Source organism: Brachybacterium saurashtrense (assembly GCF_003355475.1).
GTDB classification, from domain to species: domain Bacteria; phylum Actinomycetota; class Actinomycetes; order Actinomycetales; family Dermabacteraceae; genus Brachybacterium; species Brachybacterium saurashtrense.
Genome location: NZ_CP031356.1, coordinates 2,804,709 through 2,823,290, shown reverse-complemented (window position 1 = coordinate 2,823,290; position 18,582 = coordinate 2,804,709). Strand labels below are relative to the sequence as shown.

Below are 18,582 nucleotides of genomic sequence, written 5' to 3'. Positions count from 1 at the left end.
CGCGCTGCGTGGGCCGGCGGGGCGGTGGGGCCGACGGTCGGCTCGGTGCGGATCGTCGGGCGCTCGGCGGGGCCGACGGCCGGCGGTCGTCCCCGTGGGGGCCGGTGCGCGCCCGGCGGGGTCGGCGGCCTGCCCGGCGCGGACCGGTGCGCGCCCGGCGCCCTGCTCGTCAGCCGCGCTGCAGCTCGGCGAGGGCGTGGGTGATGTCGCGGGTGGCGGGGTACAGCTCGCGGTAGAGGCGGTACAGCTCGTCGTAGCGGTCGCGGTGCGCCGGATCGGGCACCACCTGGTGGTCGCTCGGGTTCCAGTGCGCGGTGTCCAGCCCGTGCGCGAGCTCGGCCGCCAGGCGCGCCCCGCCGAACGACGCGCCCACGGTGCTGGCGGGGATCTGCTGGGTGAGCCCGGTGACGTCGGAGACGATCTGCGGCCACAGATCACGGCCGGCGCCGCCGCCCACGGCGAGGGTGCGCTCGATGCGCAACCCGGCCTCCGCGAAGGTCTCCAGGTGGTGGCGCACGCCGTAGGCGGCGGCCTCGAGCGCCGCCCGGTACAGGTCGCCGCGGGTGTGGGAGAGGGTCAGGCCGGCCACCACGCCGCGGGCCGACGGGTCCGCGACGGGGGAGCGCTCGCCGGCGAAGTAGGGGAGCATCAGCAGGCCGTTCGCGCCGGGCGGGCTCTGCGCCGCCTCGGAGACCAGCGCGTCGAAGTCGGTCTCCCCGGTGAGGTCCCGCAGCCAGCCGGTGATGGCGCCGGAGGAGGCCATGCCCCCGGCCAGGGAGTAGGTGCCGGGCACGATCCCGGAGGTGGGCCAGACGGTGCGGCTGGCCACGGGCTCGGAGAGGGTCGCGACCAGGAACGTGGTGGTGCCGTACATCAGCATCAGGTCCCCGGGCGCGGAGGCGCCCACGCTGGCGGCCTCCGCCCAGGCGTCGATCGAGCCGCTGATCACCGGGATCCCCGCCGGCAGGCCGGGCACCTGGGCGGCGACCTCCTCGGTCACGGTGCCCGCGGCCTCGCCCGGCCAGCGCAGCGCGGGCAGCTCGATCCCCGGGGCCACGTGCGCGGACCAGTCCTCGTGCCACTCCTGCCGGCGCAGGCAGTACAGCGGCGGGGACTGGCTGGCGCTGATGTGGTCCATCACGTACGCGCCGGTGAGGCGGAAGGCCAGGTAGGAGGCGGGCATGAACACGCGGCGCGCCCGCGCGTACGCCTCGGGCTCGTGGCGGGCCACCCAGGCGATCTTCGGCGCCGCGGACTGCGAGGACAGCAGCGCGCCGCAGTGGGCGAGGATCTCCTCCTTGCCCAGCACGTGCGTGATCCGGCGGATCTCCTCCTCGGCGCGGGTGTCCACCCCGTAGAGGATCGCGGGGCGCACCGGGGCGCCGTGCTCGTCCGTGAGCAGGGCGCAGGGCCCCATCCCGGAGACGCCCACGGCGGTGACGGCCACGTCCCCGGGGGCGGTGAGCTCGCGGGCCAGGGAGAGGAACTCGGCCCACCAGATCGCGGCGTCCATCTCGACGTGCCCGGGGGCGGGGCGCTCCACGGCGTGCTCGCGCACGGCGGTGCGCAGGATCGTGCCGTCGAGGTCGACCAGCACCCCCTTCGAGCTGGAGGTGCCGACGTCGACGCCGAGCACGGCCTTCGCCGCTGGTGCCATCGTGCCCATCGCCTCCTGTGCCGATGCGGATCTCGCCGCAGTCCATCCTGCCATCGCCCCGTCTCCCGCGCGCGTCCGCGAGGCGGGCGTGCGCTCCGCGTTTGCCCCGCGGCCGCCGGCTCGGAACTATTGTTCTGCACAGTGGGGTCGAGAGCCAGGAGGAGCGGCATGCTGGAGACGTCGATGGACATGCAGCAGCTGCACCGCGCCGCCACCGCGTACTACCTCGACGACATGCGCCAGGCCGAGGTGGCCTCGCTGCTGGGCGTCTCGCGCCCCTCGGTGAGCAAGCTCCTCGCGGAGGCGCGTCGCATCGGGATGGTGCGCTTCGAGGTGCTGGACGTGCCCAGTGTGGACCTCGGCGAGCTGGCCGCGCAGGTGCGGGAGCTGCTGGGGCTCGAGGCGGTGCGCATCGCCCCGGGCGATCAGGTGCAGCGGGGCTACCGCGGGCTGGGGGAGCTGCTGGGCGAGGAGCTCGCGGGCCTGGGCCTGTGACGGGGCGAGGTGCTGCTGATCTCCTCCGGCACCACCACCCATGCGGTGAGCCAGGTGCCCGGGCTGCCGGACCTCCCCGGCGTGGTGGTCGCGCCCACGGTGGGCGGGCAGCAGGAGTTCGATCCCAGCTTCCAGACCAACGAGACGGCCCGCGCCTTCGCCGACCGCACCGGGGCGCTGCCCCGCTTCATCTTCGCCCCGGCGCTGCCCAGCCCCAGCCTCTGGGAGTCGCTGCAGGCCGATCCGAGCTTCCTCGCGATCACCGAGCTGTGGGATCGGGCGCGCGTGCTGGTCACCGGGGTGGGGGCGCCGTTCGAGGAGCGCGAGGCGATCACGTCGGTGCTGCCTCGGGAGGATCCTGATCTGCGCCGTGCGATCGGGGACGTCTGCCTGCACTTCTTCGACGCCGAGGGGCGGATGATCACCCACCCGGGCGCGGAGCGCCTGGTGCGGCCGTCGGTGGAGCAGCTGCGCGCCATCCCCACCTCGATCGCGCTGGCGGTGGGCCGCGCCAAGGCGGGTTCCATCCGCGCCGGCGCCCGCACCGGCATGTTCACCTCGCTGATCACCGACGTGCCCACGGCCGAGGCCCTGCTCGCCGACTCCTGAGAGACGCCCTCCGGGGGCCGTGGGTCTCCTCGTGTTCCGGGGCGGAACATATGTGCTTGACGTATGTTCCCGATGTGGCTACGCTCACGGCCAGACAGAGAAGTCCGCTCGGGCCCGGTGCCCGGGTCGATGCCGTGAAGCGGCCGCAACGCAGCGAAGGAGATGGGTGTGATGACGCAGAGCGCGGAGACCATGAAGGCGGTCGTGATGCATGCGCCGAAGGACTACCGGCTGGAGGAGATCCCCGTGCCCGTGCCGGGGGCGGATGAGCTCCTGCTCCGGGTGGAGGCCGTGGGCGTGTGCGCGAGCGACCTGAAGTGCTACCACGGCGCCGCCAAGTTCTGGGGCGACGAGAACCGCGACCGCTGGGTGCAGCCCGGCATCACCCCGGGCCACGAGCTCGTGGGCGAGGTGGTCTCCGGCTCGCCCGAGGCCCTCGCCCACCACGGCGTGGAGGTGGGGGACCGGATCGCGTGCGAGCAGATCGTCCCCTGCGGCGACTGCATGTACTGCCAGCGCGGCTGGTACTGGATGTGCGCGCCGCACGCGATGTTCGGCTTCAAGAGCTACCACGGCGCGATGGCCGAGTACATGATCGTCCCCTCGCTCGCGCGGGCCCACAAGGTCTCCAAGGACCTCCCCCCGCACCACGCGGCGTTCTCGGAGCCGCTGTCCTGCTCGCTGCACGCCGTGGAGCGCGCGAACCTCGGCTTCGACGACGTGGTCGTGGTGGCGGGCTGCGGCCCGATCGGCCTGGGCGCGGTGATCGGCGCGGCACACAAGTCGCCCAAGATGGTGATCGCGCTCGACTTCGACGACGACAAGCTCGCTCTGGCGAAGAAGTGCGGGGCGGATCTCACCCTGAACCCCTCGAAGGTCGACATCTACGAGGAGATCCGCGGACTGACCGGCGGCTACGGGGCCGACGTGTACATCGAGTGCACCGGCCATCCCAGCGCCGTCGCCCAGGGCCTGAACCTACTGCGCAAGCTCGGCACCTTCGTGGAGTACTCGGTGTTCAAGGACGACGTCTCGGTGGACTGGTCGATCATCTCCGACGACAAGGAGCTGGACGTCCTGGGCGCGCACCTGGGGCCGAACTGCTGGCCCGCCGCGATCAAGATCATCGAGTCCGGGGTGCTGCCGATGGAGGAGATCTGCACCCACCAGTACGGGCTCGGCGACGTGCAGAAGGCGCTGGACCAGGTCGCCGACTCCGCGGGGGCCTCGGTGAAGGTCTCGATCGTCCCCGGCCTCTGAGCCGCACCGCGGGGCGCGGCGCGCGCTGAGCGCGCACCGTGCCCCGGACCCTCCGGCCCCGGGGGGAGCGGGTGGCGCATCGTCGCGACCCTCCGTTCCCCGGCTCGGCCGTCCTCGCGCCGACCGCCCGCGCCGTAGCGGGCGAGTCACCTGCGAGAGGTTCGCGTCCCCGGGCGCCGCGTGGTCGGCGACCGCCTCCTCGGCAGGCCCGTCGGCCTCTCAGTTTCCTCGATATCAGTGCTGGTCGGGGAGGGGCGCAAGGGCCTTGCGCGGGTGGTCGCGTTTCGTACCACGCGGCGCAGAGCCGCCGGTCGCCGCCGGTCGCCGCCGGGCGCCGCCGCTCGCCGCCGTCCACCGTCGGTCGCCGTCGGCCGTCGTGTGTGCCGCATCGATCGTCCCTCGCCCGCCCTCGCCTCTCACCCGCCCCCGCCCCTCGGACTCCCGCCCTCCGCAGCACCCCGTTCCCGCACTGCCCGCAGCCGCTGGCGTCGGCCTCGCCCCCGAGGTGATCCGCGCAGCGGGCCCCGACAGGAAGGTTCCCCATGAGCACCGCCTCCGCCGCCGCACCGCCCGAGTCCTCCGCCGCACCGCCCGCCGCCCCCTCCCCGCGCCGGGCCGTGAACCGCCCCCGCCCGATCGGGCGCTGGGTCGCGATCGGCCTCACCGTGCTCGCCCTGCTCGTGGTGGTGCTCGGCACGAAGGTGGTGCCGCAGGGCCAGGAGGCCGAGCTGGCCGGGGGGCCCGGCGCCTTCGACAAGGCCACCTTCGGCGCCGAGCAGTTCCCGGCCGTGCAGAAGGGCATCGCCGAGCGCGCGGTGCCCGCCCCCGAGCTCGCCGAGACGCTCGCCGCCGATCAGGACGCCGCCGTCGAGGAGCACGCGGTGGTCGCCGCCGGTCAGCCCGTCTTCTCCACCACGTTCACCGGCACCGTGGAGGAGGGCGAGGGCGGCATCGTGGAGATCGCCGTGGACGGGATGCCGGAGGGCGTCACCGTGCGGATGCAGACCGGCCCCGCCATCAACGGCACCGAGCTGCGCGACGCCACCGGCGAGTACGACTTCAGCCAGTTCACCAATCAGATCGAGTTCCAGGACGCCGGCGCCGCCCTCAACGAGGAGATGAAGGCGCAGGTGCTGGACCCGGTGGACGTCGAGGGCCTGGAGGGGCAGACGGTCACCGTCACCGGGGCGTTCACCCTCGTCAACCCCGAGGGCTGGCTCATCACGCCCTCGGCCCTGGAGGTCTCATGAACACCGACGAGAGCGTGATCCTGCAGGCGCGGGACATCGTGAAGACCTACGGCGGCACCCGCGCGCTCAAGGGCGTCAACTTCGACATCCGCCGCGGCACCGTCACCACCCTGTTCGGCGAGAACGGCGCCGGGAAGTCCACGCTGATGAAGATCCTCTCCGGCGTGGAGCAGCCCACCTCCGGGCGGATCGTGCTGGACGGGGAGGACGTCTCCTTTGCGACCACCAACGACGCCCGCGACCACGGCATCGCGATCATCCACCAGGAGCTGAGCCTCGCACCGAACCTCTCGGTGCGCGACAACATCTTCCTGGGCCGCGAGATCACCCGCGCCGGCGCCGTGGACTACGCCGAGGAGGCCCGGCAGACCCGCGCCCTGCTGCAGGAGATGCGGCTGGACGTGGACCCCTCCACCCCCGTCGGCGACCTGCGGGTGGGCCAGCAGCAGATCGTCGAGATCGCCCGGGCGCTCTCCATCGACGCCCGCATCCTCATCATGGACGAGCCCACCTCCGCCCTGGCCGCCCGCGAGGTGGAGGTGCTGTTCGGGATCATCGACGAGCTCACCGCCCGCGGCGTCTCCCTGGTGTACATCTCCCACCACCTCGAGGAGGCGCTGCGGGTCACCGACCACGCCGTGGTGCTGCGCGACGGCACCATGACCGCGCGCGGGGACCGCGACGAGATCGACCTGGCCTGGATCGTGCGCCACATGGTGGGGGAGAACTTCGACCTGGGCTCCCCGCCCGAGGGCCACGAGTTCGGCGCCCCGGTGCTCGAGGTGCAGGACCTCGTGGTGCGCGACCCCGACACCCCCGAGCGCGCCGTCGTCGACGGGCTCTCGCTGCAGGTGCGGGCCGGCGAGATCGTGTGCCTGTACGGCCTGATGGGCGCCGGGCGCACCGAGCTGCTGGAGGCCGTGGCCGGCCGCGGCGACGTCGCCTCCGGCCGCATCCTCCTGGACGGCGAGGAGCTGGGCCCCGAGTCGATCCGCGAACGCATCGCCCGCGGCGTGGGCCTGGTCCCCGAGGACCGCCAGCGCGACGGCCTGGTGCAGACCATGTCCGTGGGCCAGAACCTCACCCTGGCCAGCATCCGCCGGTTCCTGCGCCGCGGGCTGCTCTCCCGCCCCCGGGAGAAGGCCCTGGCCACCTCCCTGATCCAGGACGTCACCGTCAAGGCCCCGGGCCCCGAGGCGCCCATCGGCTCGCTCTCCGGCGGCAACCAGCAGAAGGTCGTCATCGGCAAGGTGATGGCCACCGACCCGGCCGTGATGCTCCTGGACGAGCCCAGCCGCGGCATCGACATCGGGGCGAAGGCCGAGGTGTTCGGCCTGCTCGCCGAGCACGCCCGCCAGGGGCTGGCCGTCCTGTTCACCACCTCCGAGATCGACGAGTGCTTCAGCATCGCGCACCGGATCGTGGTGCTGCGCCGCGGCCGCGTCTCCGCCGAGTTCGGCCCGGACGCCGCGCGGGCCGACGTCATGGCCGCCTCCGGCGAAGTCCTCACCTCCTGACCCGCTCCCACGAACGGAACTCCCATGGCTTCCACCACCGCAGACACCGCCACGACCACCACCGCCGCCACGGGCCCCCGCGGACCCGGCGCAGAAGGGCCCGGCTCCGGGGGCTCCGGCGCCGGCCGGAGGCGGCTCGACCTGTCCACGCTGCTCATCGAGGGCCGCGCCTTCCTCGCCCTCGCCCTGATCATCGTGGTGTTCTCCCTGCTGTCCCCGAACTTCCTCACCGTGGACAACCTGCTGATCATGACCTCGCACGTCGCGATCTTCGCGCTGCTGTCGATGGGGATGCTGCTGGTGGTGCTCACCGGCGGGATCGACCTCTCGGTGGGCTCCACCCTCGGCTTCTCCGCCGTGATCGCCGGCTTCCTGCTGCGCGGCGTCCCGCTGGACATCTTCGGCGTGACGCTCTACCCGAGCGTGCCCGTGGCGGTGCTGCTGTCCGTCGGGCTCGGCGGCCTCATCGGGGCGCTCAACGGCGTGCTGGTGGCGCGGTTCAACGTGGCGCCGTTCGTGGCCACCCTGGGCATGCTCTACGTGGTGCGCGGCGCGGCGCTGCTGATGACCAACGGACGCACCATCAACGACCTCTCCGGCACCGAGGGCCTGGGCAACACCGGCTTCGAATGGCTTGGCTTCCAGCGCATCCTCGGCATCCCCGCCGGCGTGCTGATCATGGCCGCGGTGGCGCTGGTGCTGGCCCTGGTGCTGGCGCGCACCACCTTCGGGCGCTGGCTCTACGCCACCGGCGGCAACGCCCGCGCGGCCGAGCTCTCCGGCGTGCCGGTGCGGCGCGTGACCGTGTGGGTGTACGTGGTCTCCGGCCTCTGCTCCGCGATCGCGGGCGTCATCCTCGCCTCCACCCTCACCAGCGCCAGCCCCACCGCGGGCAACACCTACGAGCTCACCGCCATCGCGGGCGTGGTGATCGGCGGCGCGGCGCTCGCCGGCGGTCGCGGCACCGTGCGCGGCACCCTGCTGGGCGCCTTCGTGATCGGCTTCCTCTCCGACGGCCTGGTGCTGGTGGGCGTCTCCGCCTACTGGCAGACCGTGTTCATCGGCGCCGTGATCGTGGTGGCCGTGATGCTCAACTCCCTGCAGTACGGCGGCCCGCGCCGACGGGCCCGCGCGAACGCCGGGAAGGCCCCGGCGGCGGGGTCCGACGGGGACGCCGCGCCGACGGGACAGGGCGCGTCGACGGGACAGGGCCCGGCGACGTCGCCGTCGGCCGCCGACGGCTCGCCGTCCCCCGAGGAGCGCTCCTGACCGGCGCACCCGTCCGTCGGCCCCGAACCCCGGGACCGACCCCGCTGACCGCACCCGATGCACTGACCGCACCCACCCCCCCGATCCCGCTGCCGGACCCTCCGGCCCAGCACGATGCGCTCCCCGGAGAGCATCCCGATGAAAGGAACACCCATGGAACGCAGGCACTTCCTCTCCGCCCTCGGCCTCGGCGCCGCGGCCGCCGGTCTCGCCGCGTGCGGCGGAACCTCCGACGGCGGGGCCAGCGATGCCGGAGGTGAGGGCGGCGGCGTGGACGGCGGCCTCATCACGATCATCGTCAACGACCCCTCCAACCCGTACTGGAAGACGGAGGGCGACGTCGCCGCCGCCAAGGCAGAGGAGCTCGGCTACACCACCACCGTGGGCGCCCACAAGGGCGACACCAACACCGAGAACACCCTGGTGGACACCGCGATCTCGAACCAGTCGGTCGCGCTGATCATGGATCCCGCCAACGCCGACGGCTCCATCGGCACGATCAAAAAGGCGATCCAGGCGGACATCCCCGTCTTCCTCATCAACGCGGAGATCAACGAATCCGGCGTCGCGAAGGCGCAGCTGGTCTCCAACAACGCCCAGGGCGCCGCGCTCGGTGCCCAGGAGTGGGTGTCGCGGATGGAGGAGAAGGGCACCTACGTGGAGCTGTTCGGGCTGCCCTCGGACAACAACGCCCAGACCCGCTCCAACGGCTACACCACCACCATCAGCCAGTACCCGGACCTCGAGAAGCTCGGCGAGGAGGTGGCGGACTGGGACCGCACCAAGGGGCACGACAAGGCGCAGTCCCTGCTGCAGGCCCATCCGGACATGCAGGGCCTGATCTCCGGCAACGACGAGATGGCGCTCGGCGCGATCGCCGCCTTCAAGGAGGCCGGGGTGCTCGAGGACATCGTCGTGGGCGGCTTCGACGGCTCGCCGGACGCCGTGGAGGCGATCCGCAACGGCGAGCTCGCCTACACGGTGCTGCAGCCGGTGGCGCAGTTCGCGGAGCTCGTGATCGAGATGGCGGACGACTTCCTGCGCAACGGCACCGAGCCGGAGCAGGAGAAGCAGGCGCTGGACTGCCTGCTGATCACCGAGGAGAACGTCGACAAGATGACGGCGCCCTTCACCTACACCGAGTGAGGGGCGGGCGCGGGCGGGGGAGCTCCGGGCCCCGCCCGCGCCGATCGTCGGCGGGAACCCGCAGAACATTTGTGCTTGACGAATGTTCTCGCGCGGTCTAGGGTCGACCCGTCGGCCGACGGGCGGCGCGCGCCCCGCCGCCACCGCCCCGGGCCCGGCCCGCAGCGACCAGCACGCACGAAGGAGTGTCCTCATGGCCCCTGTCTCCACGGCACGCGCCGACGAGATCCCCGCCGCCGGGACCGCCCAGGAGTCCCGCCTGGACCGGCTCGGCATCCCGCACCCCCTGCGCTGGGGGTTCCTCGGCGTGCTGGTGTTCATGACCGGCAACGGCGTGGAGACCAACGTCGTCTCCCCGCACATCGCGAACGTGTTCGGCGGCGGCGACGCGATGATCAACCTCGCCGCCACCGTCATCACCGTCTACTCGCTGGCGGCGCTGGTGGGCTCCTACCTCGCCGGCGCCCTCTCGGACCTGTGGGGTCCGCGCCGCGTGATGCTGCTGGGCGTGGTGGTGTGGGTGGTGTTCCAGGCCGCGTTCGTCGCCGCGCTCGCCACCGGCTCGATCGCCCTCATCTTCGGCGCCTACCTGATGCGCGGCTTCGGCTTCCCGCTGTTCGCCTTCTCGTTCCTGGTGTGGGTCAACGCCGTGGTGCCCAAGGAGCGCAACGGCGCGGCCGTGGGCTGGTTCTACGTGATGTTCACCGGCGGCATGCCCACCCTCGGCTCGCTGGTCGCGATCGGCCTGATCCCCGCCTTCGGCGGCGGGTTCTTCGGCGAGCGCTGGGCGATGGTGGCCTCCACCGCGATCGTGATCGCCGGCTTCCTCATCGCCCGCCTGGGCGTGCGGGAGGAGCACGGCGACCGCCGCCTCGCCCCGGCGGGCGAGTCCTCCTCCCAGGTGATCCTCTCGGGCGTGCGCCTGGCGCTGACCAACCGGCGCGTGATGATGGGCTTCCTGACCCGCCTGATCAACACCGCCCCGCAGTTCGGCATGTTCATCATCCTGCCCACCGTGATCGCCGAGACCCTGGGCTGGGGCCAGTCCCGCTGGCTGCTGATGACCTCGGTGATCTTCGCCGGGAACATCCTGTTCAACGCCGCCTTCGGCGCCCTCGGCGACCGCATCGGCTGGACCACCACGGTGCGCTGGTTCGGCATCGTCGGCTCCGCGCTCGGCCTGCTGCTGTGGTGGTACGTGCCGCACTGGGTGCCGGCCGGCTCCGACTGGGGCTTCGTGGTCGCGGTGGTCGCCGGCACCGTGTTCGGCATCCTGCTGGCAGGGTTCGTGCCGCTCGGCGCGATCATGCCCGCGCTCGCCCCCGCCCACAAGGGTGCCGCGATGGCGATGTACACCACCGCCGCGGGCGGCGCGACGTTCCTGGGCTCCGCCGTGGTCGCCGTGGTGCGTCCCTGGGGCGGGGACGTGGGCGTGGTGTGGGCGTTCGTGGCCCTGTACGGGCTCGCGTTCCTCATGACCTTCGCGCTGACGGTCGAGCAGCCCCGCGTGGGGAAGAAGGACATCCACGTGGACGCCTGACCGCTCCCCGGTGACGGGCCCGCCGCTGTCGTGGCAGGCTCGGAGCCGTCGACCCACGGCGGCCCCGCCGCCCGGCACCCCCGGTGCCGATCCCGCTCGCAGACGAGAAGAGAGTGCCGTGACCTATCTGTTCGACGATCCGAAGACCTTCCCCCATGACGCCGTGGAGGGGCTCGTGGCCGCGCACCCCGAGGGGCTGCTGCGCGTGCACGGCGGCGTGGTGCGCGCCCGACGCACCCCGGCCGGGCAGCCCGCGCTCGTCGTCGGCGGCGGCTCCGGCCACTACCCGGCCTTCGCCGGCTGGGTGGGCCCCGGCTTCGCGCACGGCGCCCCGTGCGGGAACATCTTTTCCTCGCCGTCCTCCGACCAGGTGTACTCGGTGGCGAAGAACGCCGAGAACGGCGGCGGCGTGATCCTCGGCTTCGGCCACTACGCCGGGGACGTGCTCCACTTCGGCGTCGCCGCGGAGAAGCTGCGCGCCGAGGGGATCGACGTGCGCATCGTCGCCGTCAGCGATGACGTCGCCTCCGGCGCGAAGGGCGAGCACCGCGACCGCCGCGGGATCGCCGGCGACCTGCCGGTGTTCAAGATCGCCGGCGCCGCGATCCAGGCCGGTGCCGACCTCGCCGAGGCCGAGCGCCTCACCTGGAAGGCGAACGACGCCACCCGCTCGCTCGGCGTGGCCTTCGACGGCTGCACCCTGCCCGGCGCCGAGGACGCCCTGTTCCACGTCCCCGAGGGGCGGATGGCGATCGGCCTGGGCATCCACGGCGAGCCCGGCATCGACGAGCAGCCCATGCCGAGCGCGAAGGAGCTCGCGAAGGTGCTGGTGGACGGCGTGCTCGCGGAGACCCCGGAGCTCGATTCCGAGCGCGCGGCCGTGGTGCTGAACGGCCTGGGCACCGTGAAGTACGAGGAGATGTTCGTGGTGTGGAAGCACTGCGCCGAGCTCCTGGCCGAGGCGGGCCTGACGGTGGTGCGCCCCGAGGTGGGCGAGCACGTGACCAGCCTCGACATGGCCGGCCTCTCCCTCACCGTGATGCGGCTCGATGAGGAGCTGGAGCAGCTGTGGCTCGCCCCGGCGGATGCCCCCGCCTTCCGCCGCGGCGGCACCGTGGGCGGCGACCTCGGCGAGGAGCGGGACGGGGTGTACACCCCCGGCGAGGACCCGATCCCGGAGGCCTCCGAGGACTCCCGCGCCTCCGCGCAGCGGATCCTCGCCCACCTGGGCGCAGTCGAGGAGCTGCTGCGCGATCTGGAGCCGGAGCTGGGTCGCATGGACCAGGTGGCCGGGGACGGAGACCACGGCCAGGGCATGGTGCTGGGGGCGACGGCCGCCCGCGCCGCCGCCGAGCGCGTGGTCGCGGCCGACGGCGGCGCCCGCACGGTGCTGGTGCAGGCCGGCGCGGCCTGGTCCGCCGAGGCCGGTGGCACCTCCGGCGCGCTCTGGGGCGCGGCCCTGACCAGCCTGGGCAGCGCCTTCTCCGACGACGCCGCGGCGACCGGTGACCAGCTGCTCACCGGCCTGGTGCAGGCGGTCGAGGCGATCGAGCGCCTGGGCGGGGCGACGCCCGGCGACAAGACGATGGTGGACGCCGCGGTGCCCTTCCGCGAGGCGATCGCGCTCAGCCAGGCCGGGGGAGCGGACGCCGACGGGCCCGCCGAGACGGCCGCGACCGTGGTGGCCACCGCCGCCGCCCGCGCCGTCGAGGCCGCCGAGGCCACCGCCGACATCGCCGCCACCATGGGCCGGGCCCGCAACCACGGCGACAAGTCCGTGGGCACCCCGGACCCCGGCGCGATCTCGTTCTCGAAGATCGTCACCCTGCTCGGCGAGAAGCTGGCCGGCTGAGCGGCTGAGCGATCGGTCGGCCGGGCCCGGACAGGAAGTCGTCGGCGACCCGAGGCGTTGAACAGGTGGAAGGCTCCTCACGGGAGCCGACCTCGACCATCACGAAGGAGAGTCACATGGGCTGGCGAATCATCACCGGATCCGACAACGCCGGGTACGGCCACAAGAGCGCGCTGACAGAGCTGCTCGAGGCCGATCCCCGCGTGGATCAGGTCCTCGACGTGGGCGTGACCGGCCGCGAGGACGGCACCTACTACCCGAACGTCGCGGTCGAGGCGGCGGAGAAGATCGCCGCCGGCGAGGCGGACCGGGCGTTGCTGATCTGCGGCACGGGCCTCGGCGTCGCGATCGCGGCGAACAAGGTCTCCGGGATCCGCGCCGTCACCGCGCACGATCTGTACTCGGTGCAGCGTTCGGTGCTGTCGAACAACGCGCAGGTGCTGTGCATGGGCGAGCGCGTGATCGGGCTGGAGCTCGCGAAGGAGCTGGTGAAGGTGTGGCTGGACCTCGAGTTCGATCCCGCCTCCAGCTCCGCCGCGAAGGTCGACGCGATCTGCGCCTACGACGGCTCGCTCGAGAAGTGATCTGACGCGGCCACCGGTGCCGCCCCGCGGCACCGGCCCGCCCCGATCCCGTCCGGCAGCCCCGATCCCGCCGGGCCCGCGGCGCCGCCCCGGCCCTACTCCGCCAGCGCCTTCCCCCGCTGCTCGGGCAGGGTGAAGGCCGCGGCGGCGGCGAGGGCGAAGGCGAGGCCGAAGACGGTGAACACGAGCCACTGCCCGCCCGCGACCAGCAGCACCGGCACCAGGAACGGGGCGAGCATCGAGGCGATGCGCCCAAACGCGGCCGCGGCACCGGTGCCGGTGCCGCGCACCCGGGTGGGGTACAGCTCCGGACCGATCGCGTACAGCGCGCCCCAGGCGCCCAGGTTGAAGAAGCTCAGCGCGCAGCCGGCGGCGATGATCGTGGCCTCGGAGTCGGCGAGGCCGTAGGCGGTGGCGGCCAGGGCCGAGCCGGCGAGGAACACGGTGAGGGTCCAGCGCCGGCCCAGCACCTCGATGAGCCAGGCCGCCACGGCGTAGCCGGGGATCTGGGCGAGCGTGATGATCAGCGTGAACGTGAAGGAGCGGGTGAGGTCGAACCCGCGGTCCACCAGCAGCGTGGGGATCCAGATGAACGCGCCGTAGTAGGAGAGGTTGATGCAGAACCACACCGCCCAGAGCCCGGCGGTGCGGGCGCGCAGCGGGCGCGACCAGATGCCGCCGCTCGCGGCGACCTGATCGGCGGCGGGGATCGCGCCCACCTCGTCGGCCGCGACCCGGCCGGAGTCGTCCTCGGTCCCGTCGGCCGGTGCGCTCGCGTGCGTGGGCGAGGCGACCCCGGCGGCGTCCTCGAAGCCGCGCACCACGCGCTCGGCCTCCTCGTGCCGTCCCTGTTTCTCCAGGAAGCGCACCGATTCGGGCATGCCCAGGCGGATGACCAGCGAGTAGACGGCGGGCACCAGGCCCACCGCGAGCGCCCAGCGCCACCCCGTCGGCCCCGAGGCGGCCACGAAGGTGCCGATCACGGCGGCGAGGATCCAGCCCAGCGCCCAGAACGCCTCCAGCCACACGATCACGCGGCCGCGGATCCGGGCCGGCGCGAACTCGCTCATCAGGGTGGAGGCGACGGGCAGCTCGGCGCCGAGCCCCAGCCCCACCACGAAGCGCAGCACGATCAGCGCGCCCACGCCCATCGCGAGCGCGGACGCCCCCGTGGCCAGGCCGTACACCAGCAGGGTGAGGGCGAAGACGAAGCGTCGGCCCAGGCGGTCGGCCAGCAGCCCGCCCACGCTCGCGCCGATCGCCATGCCGGCGAACCCGGCGGAGGCGATGAGGGAGCCGTCCGCCTTGGACAGCTCCCAGTGCACGGACAGCGCGGCGATGACGAAGCTGATCAGGCCCACGTCCATCGCGTCGAGCGCCCAGCCGATGCCGGAGGCGCCCAGGAGCCTGCCGTGCCGGCGGGTGAAGGGGAGTCGGTCCAGGCGCTGCGACCGGGTGAGGGACCCGGCGGCGGGGGCCGATGGGGCGGTGGGGGTCGAGGGGGTCATGCTCTTCTCCGTCGACGGGGAGGGGACGGGCACATCATCCCGCACCGGGCGCGGGACGTGCGGAGCGGACCACCCGCGGGCGTGTGAGCACGTGATCCCCCGACGGGCGCGCCGCAGGTCAGCGCAGCGCGTGTGGGATGAGGTCCGCCTCGGCCTCGCCGCGCAGCACGGCGAGCGCTCGCTGCACGCGCGCCGCACCCCAGGGGGAGAGCAGGTGCGCCTGCGATTCGGGGATCAGCGCCCAGTCGTCGAGCTCGGCCGCCTGGGGGACCACGCGCGCCTCGAGCTCGGCGCGGGGGAGCACGCCGCCGTCGAACAGGAAGTGCGCCCCCATCGGGGCGCTGCGCTCGGCGCTGGCGGGCAGCCAGTCCACGCCCAGCAGGCGACCCACCTCGATGTCCAGACCGAGCTCCTCGTGCACCTCCCGCTGCGCGCAGCGGCGCGGGTCCTCACCGGCATCCACCCCGCCGCCGGGCAGCAGCCAGTGGTCGCGGTAGTTCGGCTTCTCGATCACGAGGTGATCGTGCTCGTCGCGCAGGATCACGGCGCCGGAGGTGATCACCTTGGGCAGGGTCGCGAAGTAGGCGGGCTCGGGCAGCAGTCGCGGCATGCCGCCATCGTGTCACTGCGCCCGTACGAACCGCAGGGCCGTCCCGGCGGTCGACTGCGCGAGCAGGTCCAGGCCCGCCCGCGTGACCACGGCGATCACCGGATAGCCGCCGGTGGTGGGATGGTCGGGACCGAACACCACCGGCAGGCCGGAGGGCGGCACCTGGATCGCGCCGGGCACCATCGGCTCGCTGGGCAGCGTCCCGGAGCCCTCCGGGACCGGCAGCGCCGCGCCGTCGAGCCGCACCCCCACCCGGTCCGAGTCCGGTCGCACCCGCCACTCGGTGCCCAGCAGCGCCGCGAGGGCGGCCTCGCCCAGCACGCCGTCGCGCGGGCCCACGTGCACCGCGATCTCCCGCGGCTCCGGCGCGGCGGCCGACGGGGCCGTGCGCGCGGTGCCGTCGGTGCGCGGTGCGTCGTCCACGATCGATGCGCCGTCCGCACCGGATGCGCTGTCCACGCCGGATGCGCTGTCCGTGGGGGCGGCATCGCCTGGACCGTCATCGGGGGCGGCGGCGTCCCCGTCCGTGGTGAGAGCGGCGACGGCGACGGCGGCCGCGACCACCTCCGGACCAGCCACCTGGCCCGTGCCGTGGGGGAGTTGCACCGCGATGTCCTGCTCGCGCTCCGGCACGGCGCGATGACGGGGTGTGCGGGGCGCCGGCACCACCGGGGGCAGCGCCGTCGTGACCGCGTCGAGGCCGTTCTGCGGGCCGGCGCACAGCACGTCCCCGGCGCGCAGCGGCGCCGGGCCCAGCCCGGAGAGGGTGTCCCGTGACCACGAGCCGAGCACGGGCTCGCGCCCGTCCGCCGCGGCGCCCCGCAGCCCGCCGCGCACCGCGAGCACCAGGCGCAGCCCGTCCGTCGCCGGGCCTACGGTGAGCCGGTCCCCGGGATCCAGCGCGATCGGACGCTCTGCCGACGTCGCGGGGTCGAACGTCAGCACAGGGGCGTCCGCCGAGGCGTCGGCGGCGGACTCGGTCGGGGCGGTCTCGGCCGCGGCGCGCTGCACCCGCAGCGGAGCGCGGGCACCGGCGAGCGCGACTACCGTGGGGGCGAGGGTCTGGAGCGTCACCGGTCCCAGGGCGACCTCGAGCACCGCGGCGCGGGCGGGATTGCCCACGGCCAGGTTCGCCCGCAGCATCGCGCCGCGGTCGAACGCCCCGGAGGCGGTGACGCCGCTCGCGGCCCGGCCCGGCCGGCCGGCGTCCTCGAGCAGGGCCAGCGGACCGGGGGAGACCACCTCGAGCACCGGCGTCCCGGCCGTGGGCCGGGCCGCCCCGGCAGGCGGCGGTGCCGTCCCGGCCGAGGGCCCGGACGCCTCGGCGGGCGCTGCCGTTGCTCCGGCCCCCGTCGTGCCCCCGGCCCGCGCCGTGGCCGCCGTCGTGCACCCGGCCCGCGCCGTCGGCCGCTCCGGCGCGAAGCGCACCCGTGTGCCCGGCGTGAGCAGCGCGGGCGGCTCCCGGTCCGGGTCGAACAGCACGGCGTCGCTGCGGCCGATCAGCTGCCAGCCGCCGGGGGATTCGCGGGGGTAGATGCCGCAGTAGCGGGCGGCCAGGCCCACGGCGCCGGCGGGCACGGCGGTGCGCGGCTCGGCCCGGCGCGGCACGTCCCACGGCGGGCCGACGGGCGAGGACGCGACCCCGTCGGCGGGCGCGGTCGCGGGGGAGGGCGCGCCGCCTCCACCGGGTGCGCGGCCCCCGCCAGCAGTGGTGCCTCCGCCAGCAGTGGTGTCTCCGCCGGCAGAGGCGCCCCCACCGGCAGCGCCGCCTCCATCGCGAGCGGCGCCGTGCGAGGGGGCTTCCGGCAGCAGGTAGGCGAAGCCGGGCGCGAAGCCGCCGAAGGCCGCGACCCAGCCGGTGCCGCTGTGCGCGGCGATCAGCGCCTCCGTGCTCATGCCCAGCAGCAACGCGGCGTCGGCGAGGTCCTCCCCGTCGTACACGATCCCCACGGTCACCTCGGCGGCCGCGTCGGCGTCGGCGCTCGCGGCGGGCAGGTGCTGCAGCAGCGCGGCGAGCTCGGGGAGGTCCCGGGCGGCGACGGCCACCAGCAGCAGCGTGCGCTCGGCCGGCACCGCCTCGAGCAGGTGCGGCGGGGCGAGGGCACGCACCGCGGCGGCGGCGGCGAGCACGGAGGGGGTGTCCGGGTACTCCGCGAGCAGGGCGGTCTCCCCGGCGCGGTGCACCGACCGCGGCGCGGCCAGCACCCCGGAGGCCGTGGCGACCGACCGCGAGGACGCGTCGCCCGGCGTGCGTGCGGGGCGCGCGGCGGAATCAGGCTGCGAGGCCGGGTGGCCAGCCGTGTCCCGCCCGGAGCCACGCCCTGTGCTCACAGCACCGCCTGGAGGCGCACACCGGCGTCCTCGAGCGCGGCGCGGACCGTGCGCGCCAGGGACACCGCCCCCGGGGTGTCGCCGTGGAGGCACAGCGAGCGCACCGGCAGCGGGATCCACTCCCCGTCGGCCGTGCGCACCCGCTGCTCCGTCGCGATCGCGAGCGCCTGCGCCGTCACGGCCGACGCCTCCGTGAGCACCGCCCCCGGCACGCGGCGCGGGGTGAGGGTGCCGTCCGGCAGGTAGGCGCGATCGGCGAACCCCTCCAGCACCACCTCGAGCCCCGCCTCCTCCGCGACGCCGACGGCCACGGCACCGGGCGCGGCCACCAGCGGCAGGTCCCCGAGCTCCGTCAGCGCCCGCACCACCGCCCCGGCCTGCGCCTCGTGGTGGGCCAGTGTGTTGTACAGGGCGCCGTGCGGCTTCACGCCCCGCACCGCGGTGCCCTCGGCGCGGGCCATCGCCTGCAGTGCACCGGCCTGCACCACCACCTGGTCGGTGAGGTCCGACGGGGCGATGTCCACGAAGCGCCGTCCGAAGCCCTGCAGGTCCGGGTAGGCGACGTGGGCGGTGATCGCGACCCCGCGCGCGGCGGCGGCGCGGCACGCGGCACGCATCGTCCCGCCGTCCCCGGCGTGCCCGCCGCAGGCGACGTTCGCGGTGGTCACCACGTCGAGCATGGCGGCGTCGTCCCCCATCGACCAGTCGCCCCAGCCCTCTCCCAGATCGGCGTTGAGGTCGAGGGACAGCGCGGGAGAGGCGTGCGAGGGCATGCGGAACGGCTCCTTCGTCCGAGATCGGTCGGTCCCATTGTGCGCCCTGGACGTTTCGATGCCACGCGTGCACGGGCGCAGCATGCCGCTCCGGCACGGCGGGGCGGTCGGCGTGGACGTTTCGGTGCCACGCGTGCAAGGCCGCGGAACCCCGCTCCTGTGCGGGCCGGGCCGGCCGGGC

The 18,582-nt window shown here is 74.3% G+C and carries 15 protein-coding genes; 10 read left to right on the top strand and 5 right to left on the bottom strand.

Features of this window, described 5'->3' with window-relative positions; translation table 11 throughout:
• Nucleotides 1-169: 169 nt before the first annotated feature.
• A complete protein-coding gene (locus DWV08_RS12650) occupies nt 170-1,666 on the bottom strand; it encodes an FGGY-family carbohydrate kinase (protein ID WP_241237234.1) in 1,497 nt (498 codons plus the stop codon).
• 159 nt (nt 1,667-1,825) lie between these two features.
• On the opposite strand from DWV08_RS12650, the gene DWV08_RS17150 reads away from it, so the two are divergent.
• From DWV08_RS17150 to DWV08_RS12605, 10 genes are all read left to right on the top strand, one after another.
• Complete coding sequence (locus DWV08_RS17150) at nt 1,826-2,152, top strand: sugar-binding transcriptional regulator (protein WP_244923645.1); 327 nt, start codon at nt 1,826-1,828, stop codon at nt 2,150-2,152.
• A gap of 9 nt (nt 2,153-2,161) precedes the next feature.
• Complete coding sequence (locus DWV08_RS17145; protein WP_244923644.1) at nt 2,162-2,761, top strand: sugar-binding domain-containing protein; 600 nt, start codon at nt 2,162-2,164, stop codon at nt 2,759-2,761.
• Between the two features lie 171 nt (nt 2,762-2,932).
• Nucleotides 2,933-4,021, top strand: a complete 1,089-nt coding sequence (locus tag DWV08_RS12640) for a zinc-binding dehydrogenase (protein WP_115414125.1) — start codon at nt 2,933-2,935, stop codon at nt 4,019-4,021.
• A 542-nt stretch (nt 4,022-4,563) separates the two neighbouring features.
• Complete coding sequence (locus tag DWV08_RS12635; protein ID WP_115414124.1) at nt 4,564-5,271, top strand: DUF2291 family protein; 708 nt, start codon at nt 4,564-4,566, stop codon at nt 5,269-5,271.
• A complete protein-coding gene (locus tag DWV08_RS12630; RefSeq protein WP_115414123.1) occupies nt 5,268-6,788 on the top strand; it encodes a sugar ABC transporter ATP-binding protein in 1,521 nt (506 codons plus the stop codon). Before DWV08_RS12635 ends, DWV08_RS12630 begins: the two co-directional genes overlap by 4 nt.
• Before the next feature lie 24 nt (nt 6,789-6,812).
• Nucleotides 6,813-8,057, top strand: coding sequence for an ABC transporter permease (locus DWV08_RS12625; RefSeq protein ID WP_115414122.1), 1,245 nt, complete (start codon nt 6,813-6,815; stop codon nt 8,055-8,057).
• A gap of 153 nt (nt 8,058-8,210) precedes the next feature.
• Nucleotides 8,211-9,203, top strand: coding sequence for a D-ribose ABC transporter substrate-binding protein (locus tag DWV08_RS12620; RefSeq protein ID WP_115414121.1), 993 nt, complete (start codon nt 8,211-8,213; stop codon nt 9,201-9,203).
• A 193-nt stretch (nt 9,204-9,396) separates the two neighbouring features.
• Nucleotides 9,397-10,743, top strand: coding sequence for an RbtT/DalT/CsbX family MFS transporter (locus tag DWV08_RS12615; protein ID WP_115414120.1), 1,347 nt, complete (start codon nt 9,397-9,399; stop codon nt 10,741-10,743).
• 118 nt (nt 10,744-10,861) lie between these two features.
• Nucleotides 10,862-12,595, top strand: a complete 1,734-nt coding sequence (locus DWV08_RS12610; RefSeq protein WP_115414119.1) for a dihydroxyacetone kinase family protein — start codon at nt 10,862-10,864, stop codon at nt 12,593-12,595.
• Nucleotides 12,596-12,711: 116 nt separating this feature from the next.
• Nucleotides 12,712-13,179, top strand: a complete 468-nt coding sequence (locus tag DWV08_RS12605; protein ID WP_115414118.1) for a ribose-5-phosphate isomerase — start codon at nt 12,712-12,714, stop codon at nt 13,177-13,179.
• 95 nt (nt 13,180-13,274) lie between these two features.
• Here the strand turns inward: DWV08_RS12605 and DWV08_RS12600 are convergent, their stop codons facing one another.
• The 4 genes from DWV08_RS12600 to DWV08_RS12585 all read right to left on the bottom strand — a co-directional run bounded on the left by DWV08_RS12600 (nt 13,275) and on the right by DWV08_RS12585 (nt 18,401).
• Nucleotides 13,275-14,687 (bottom strand): MFS transporter, encoded by a 1,413-nt coding sequence (locus DWV08_RS12600; protein ID WP_115414117.1) that lies wholly within the window; start codon nt 14,685-14,687, stop codon nt 13,275-13,277.
• Nucleotides 14,688-14,805: 118 nt separating this feature from the next.
• The gene (locus DWV08_RS12595; protein ID WP_115414116.1) at nt 14,806-15,297 is read right to left on the bottom strand and encodes an NUDIX domain-containing protein; all 492 of its coding nucleotides are present in this window, start codon (nt 15,295-15,297) and stop codon (nt 14,806-14,808) included.
• A 12-nt stretch (nt 15,298-15,309) separates the two neighbouring features.
• Complete coding sequence (locus tag DWV08_RS12590; RefSeq protein WP_241237233.1) at nt 15,310-17,628, bottom strand: 5-oxoprolinase subunit B/C family protein; 2,319 nt, start codon at nt 17,626-17,628, stop codon at nt 15,310-15,312.
• Complete coding sequence (locus DWV08_RS12585) at nt 17,625-18,401, bottom strand: LamB/YcsF family protein (protein ID WP_115414114.1); 777 nt, start codon at nt 18,399-18,401, stop codon at nt 17,625-17,627. The genes DWV08_RS12590 and DWV08_RS12585 overlap by 4 nt, the downstream gene beginning before the upstream one ends.
• Nucleotides 18,402-18,582: the final 181 nt, after the last annotated feature.

Excerpts from the sequence above, each read along its gene's own strand:
- DWV08_RS12650 (WP_241237234.1), bottom strand. The coding sequence starts at position 1,666 with ATGGGCACGATGGCACCAGCGGCGAAGGCCGTGCTCGGCGTCGACGTC.
- DWV08_RS17150 (WP_244923645.1), top strand. The coding sequence starts at position 1,826 with ATGCTGGAGACGTCGATGGACATGCAGCAGCTGCACCGCGCCGCCACC.
- DWV08_RS12640 (WP_115414125.1), top strand. The coding sequence starts at position 2,933 with ATGACGCAGAGCGCGGAGACCATGAAGGCGGTCGTGATGCATGCGCCG.
- DWV08_RS12635 (WP_115414124.1), top strand. The coding sequence starts at position 4,564 with ATGAGCACCGCCTCCGCCGCCGCACCGCCCGAGTCCTCCGCCGCACCG.
- DWV08_RS12630 (WP_115414123.1), top strand. The coding sequence starts at position 5,268 with ATGAACACCGACGAGAGCGTGATCCTGCAGGCGCGGGACATCGTGAAG.
- DWV08_RS12625 (WP_115414122.1), top strand. The coding sequence starts at position 6,813 with ATGGCTTCCACCACCGCAGACACCGCCACGACCACCACCGCCGCCACG.
- DWV08_RS12620 (WP_115414121.1), top strand. The coding sequence starts at position 8,211 with ATGGAACGCAGGCACTTCCTCTCCGCCCTCGGCCTCGGCGCCGCGGCC.
- DWV08_RS12615 (WP_115414120.1), top strand. The coding sequence starts at position 9,397 with ATGGCCCCTGTCTCCACGGCACGCGCCGACGAGATCCCCGCCGCCGGG.
- DWV08_RS12605 (WP_115414118.1), top strand. The coding sequence starts at position 12,712 with ATGGGCTGGCGAATCATCACCGGATCCGACAACGCCGGGTACGGCCAC.
- DWV08_RS12600 (WP_115414117.1), bottom strand. The coding sequence starts at position 14,687 with ATGACCCCCTCGACCCCCACCGCCCCATCGGCCCCCGCCGCCGGGTCC.
- DWV08_RS12595 (WP_115414116.1), bottom strand. The coding sequence starts at position 15,297 with ATGCCGCGACTGCTGCCCGAGCCCGCCTACTTCGCGACCCTGCCCAAG.
- DWV08_RS12585 (WP_115414114.1), bottom strand. The coding sequence starts at position 18,401 with ATGCCCTCGCACGCCTCTCCCGCGCTGTCCCTCGACCTCAACGCCGAT.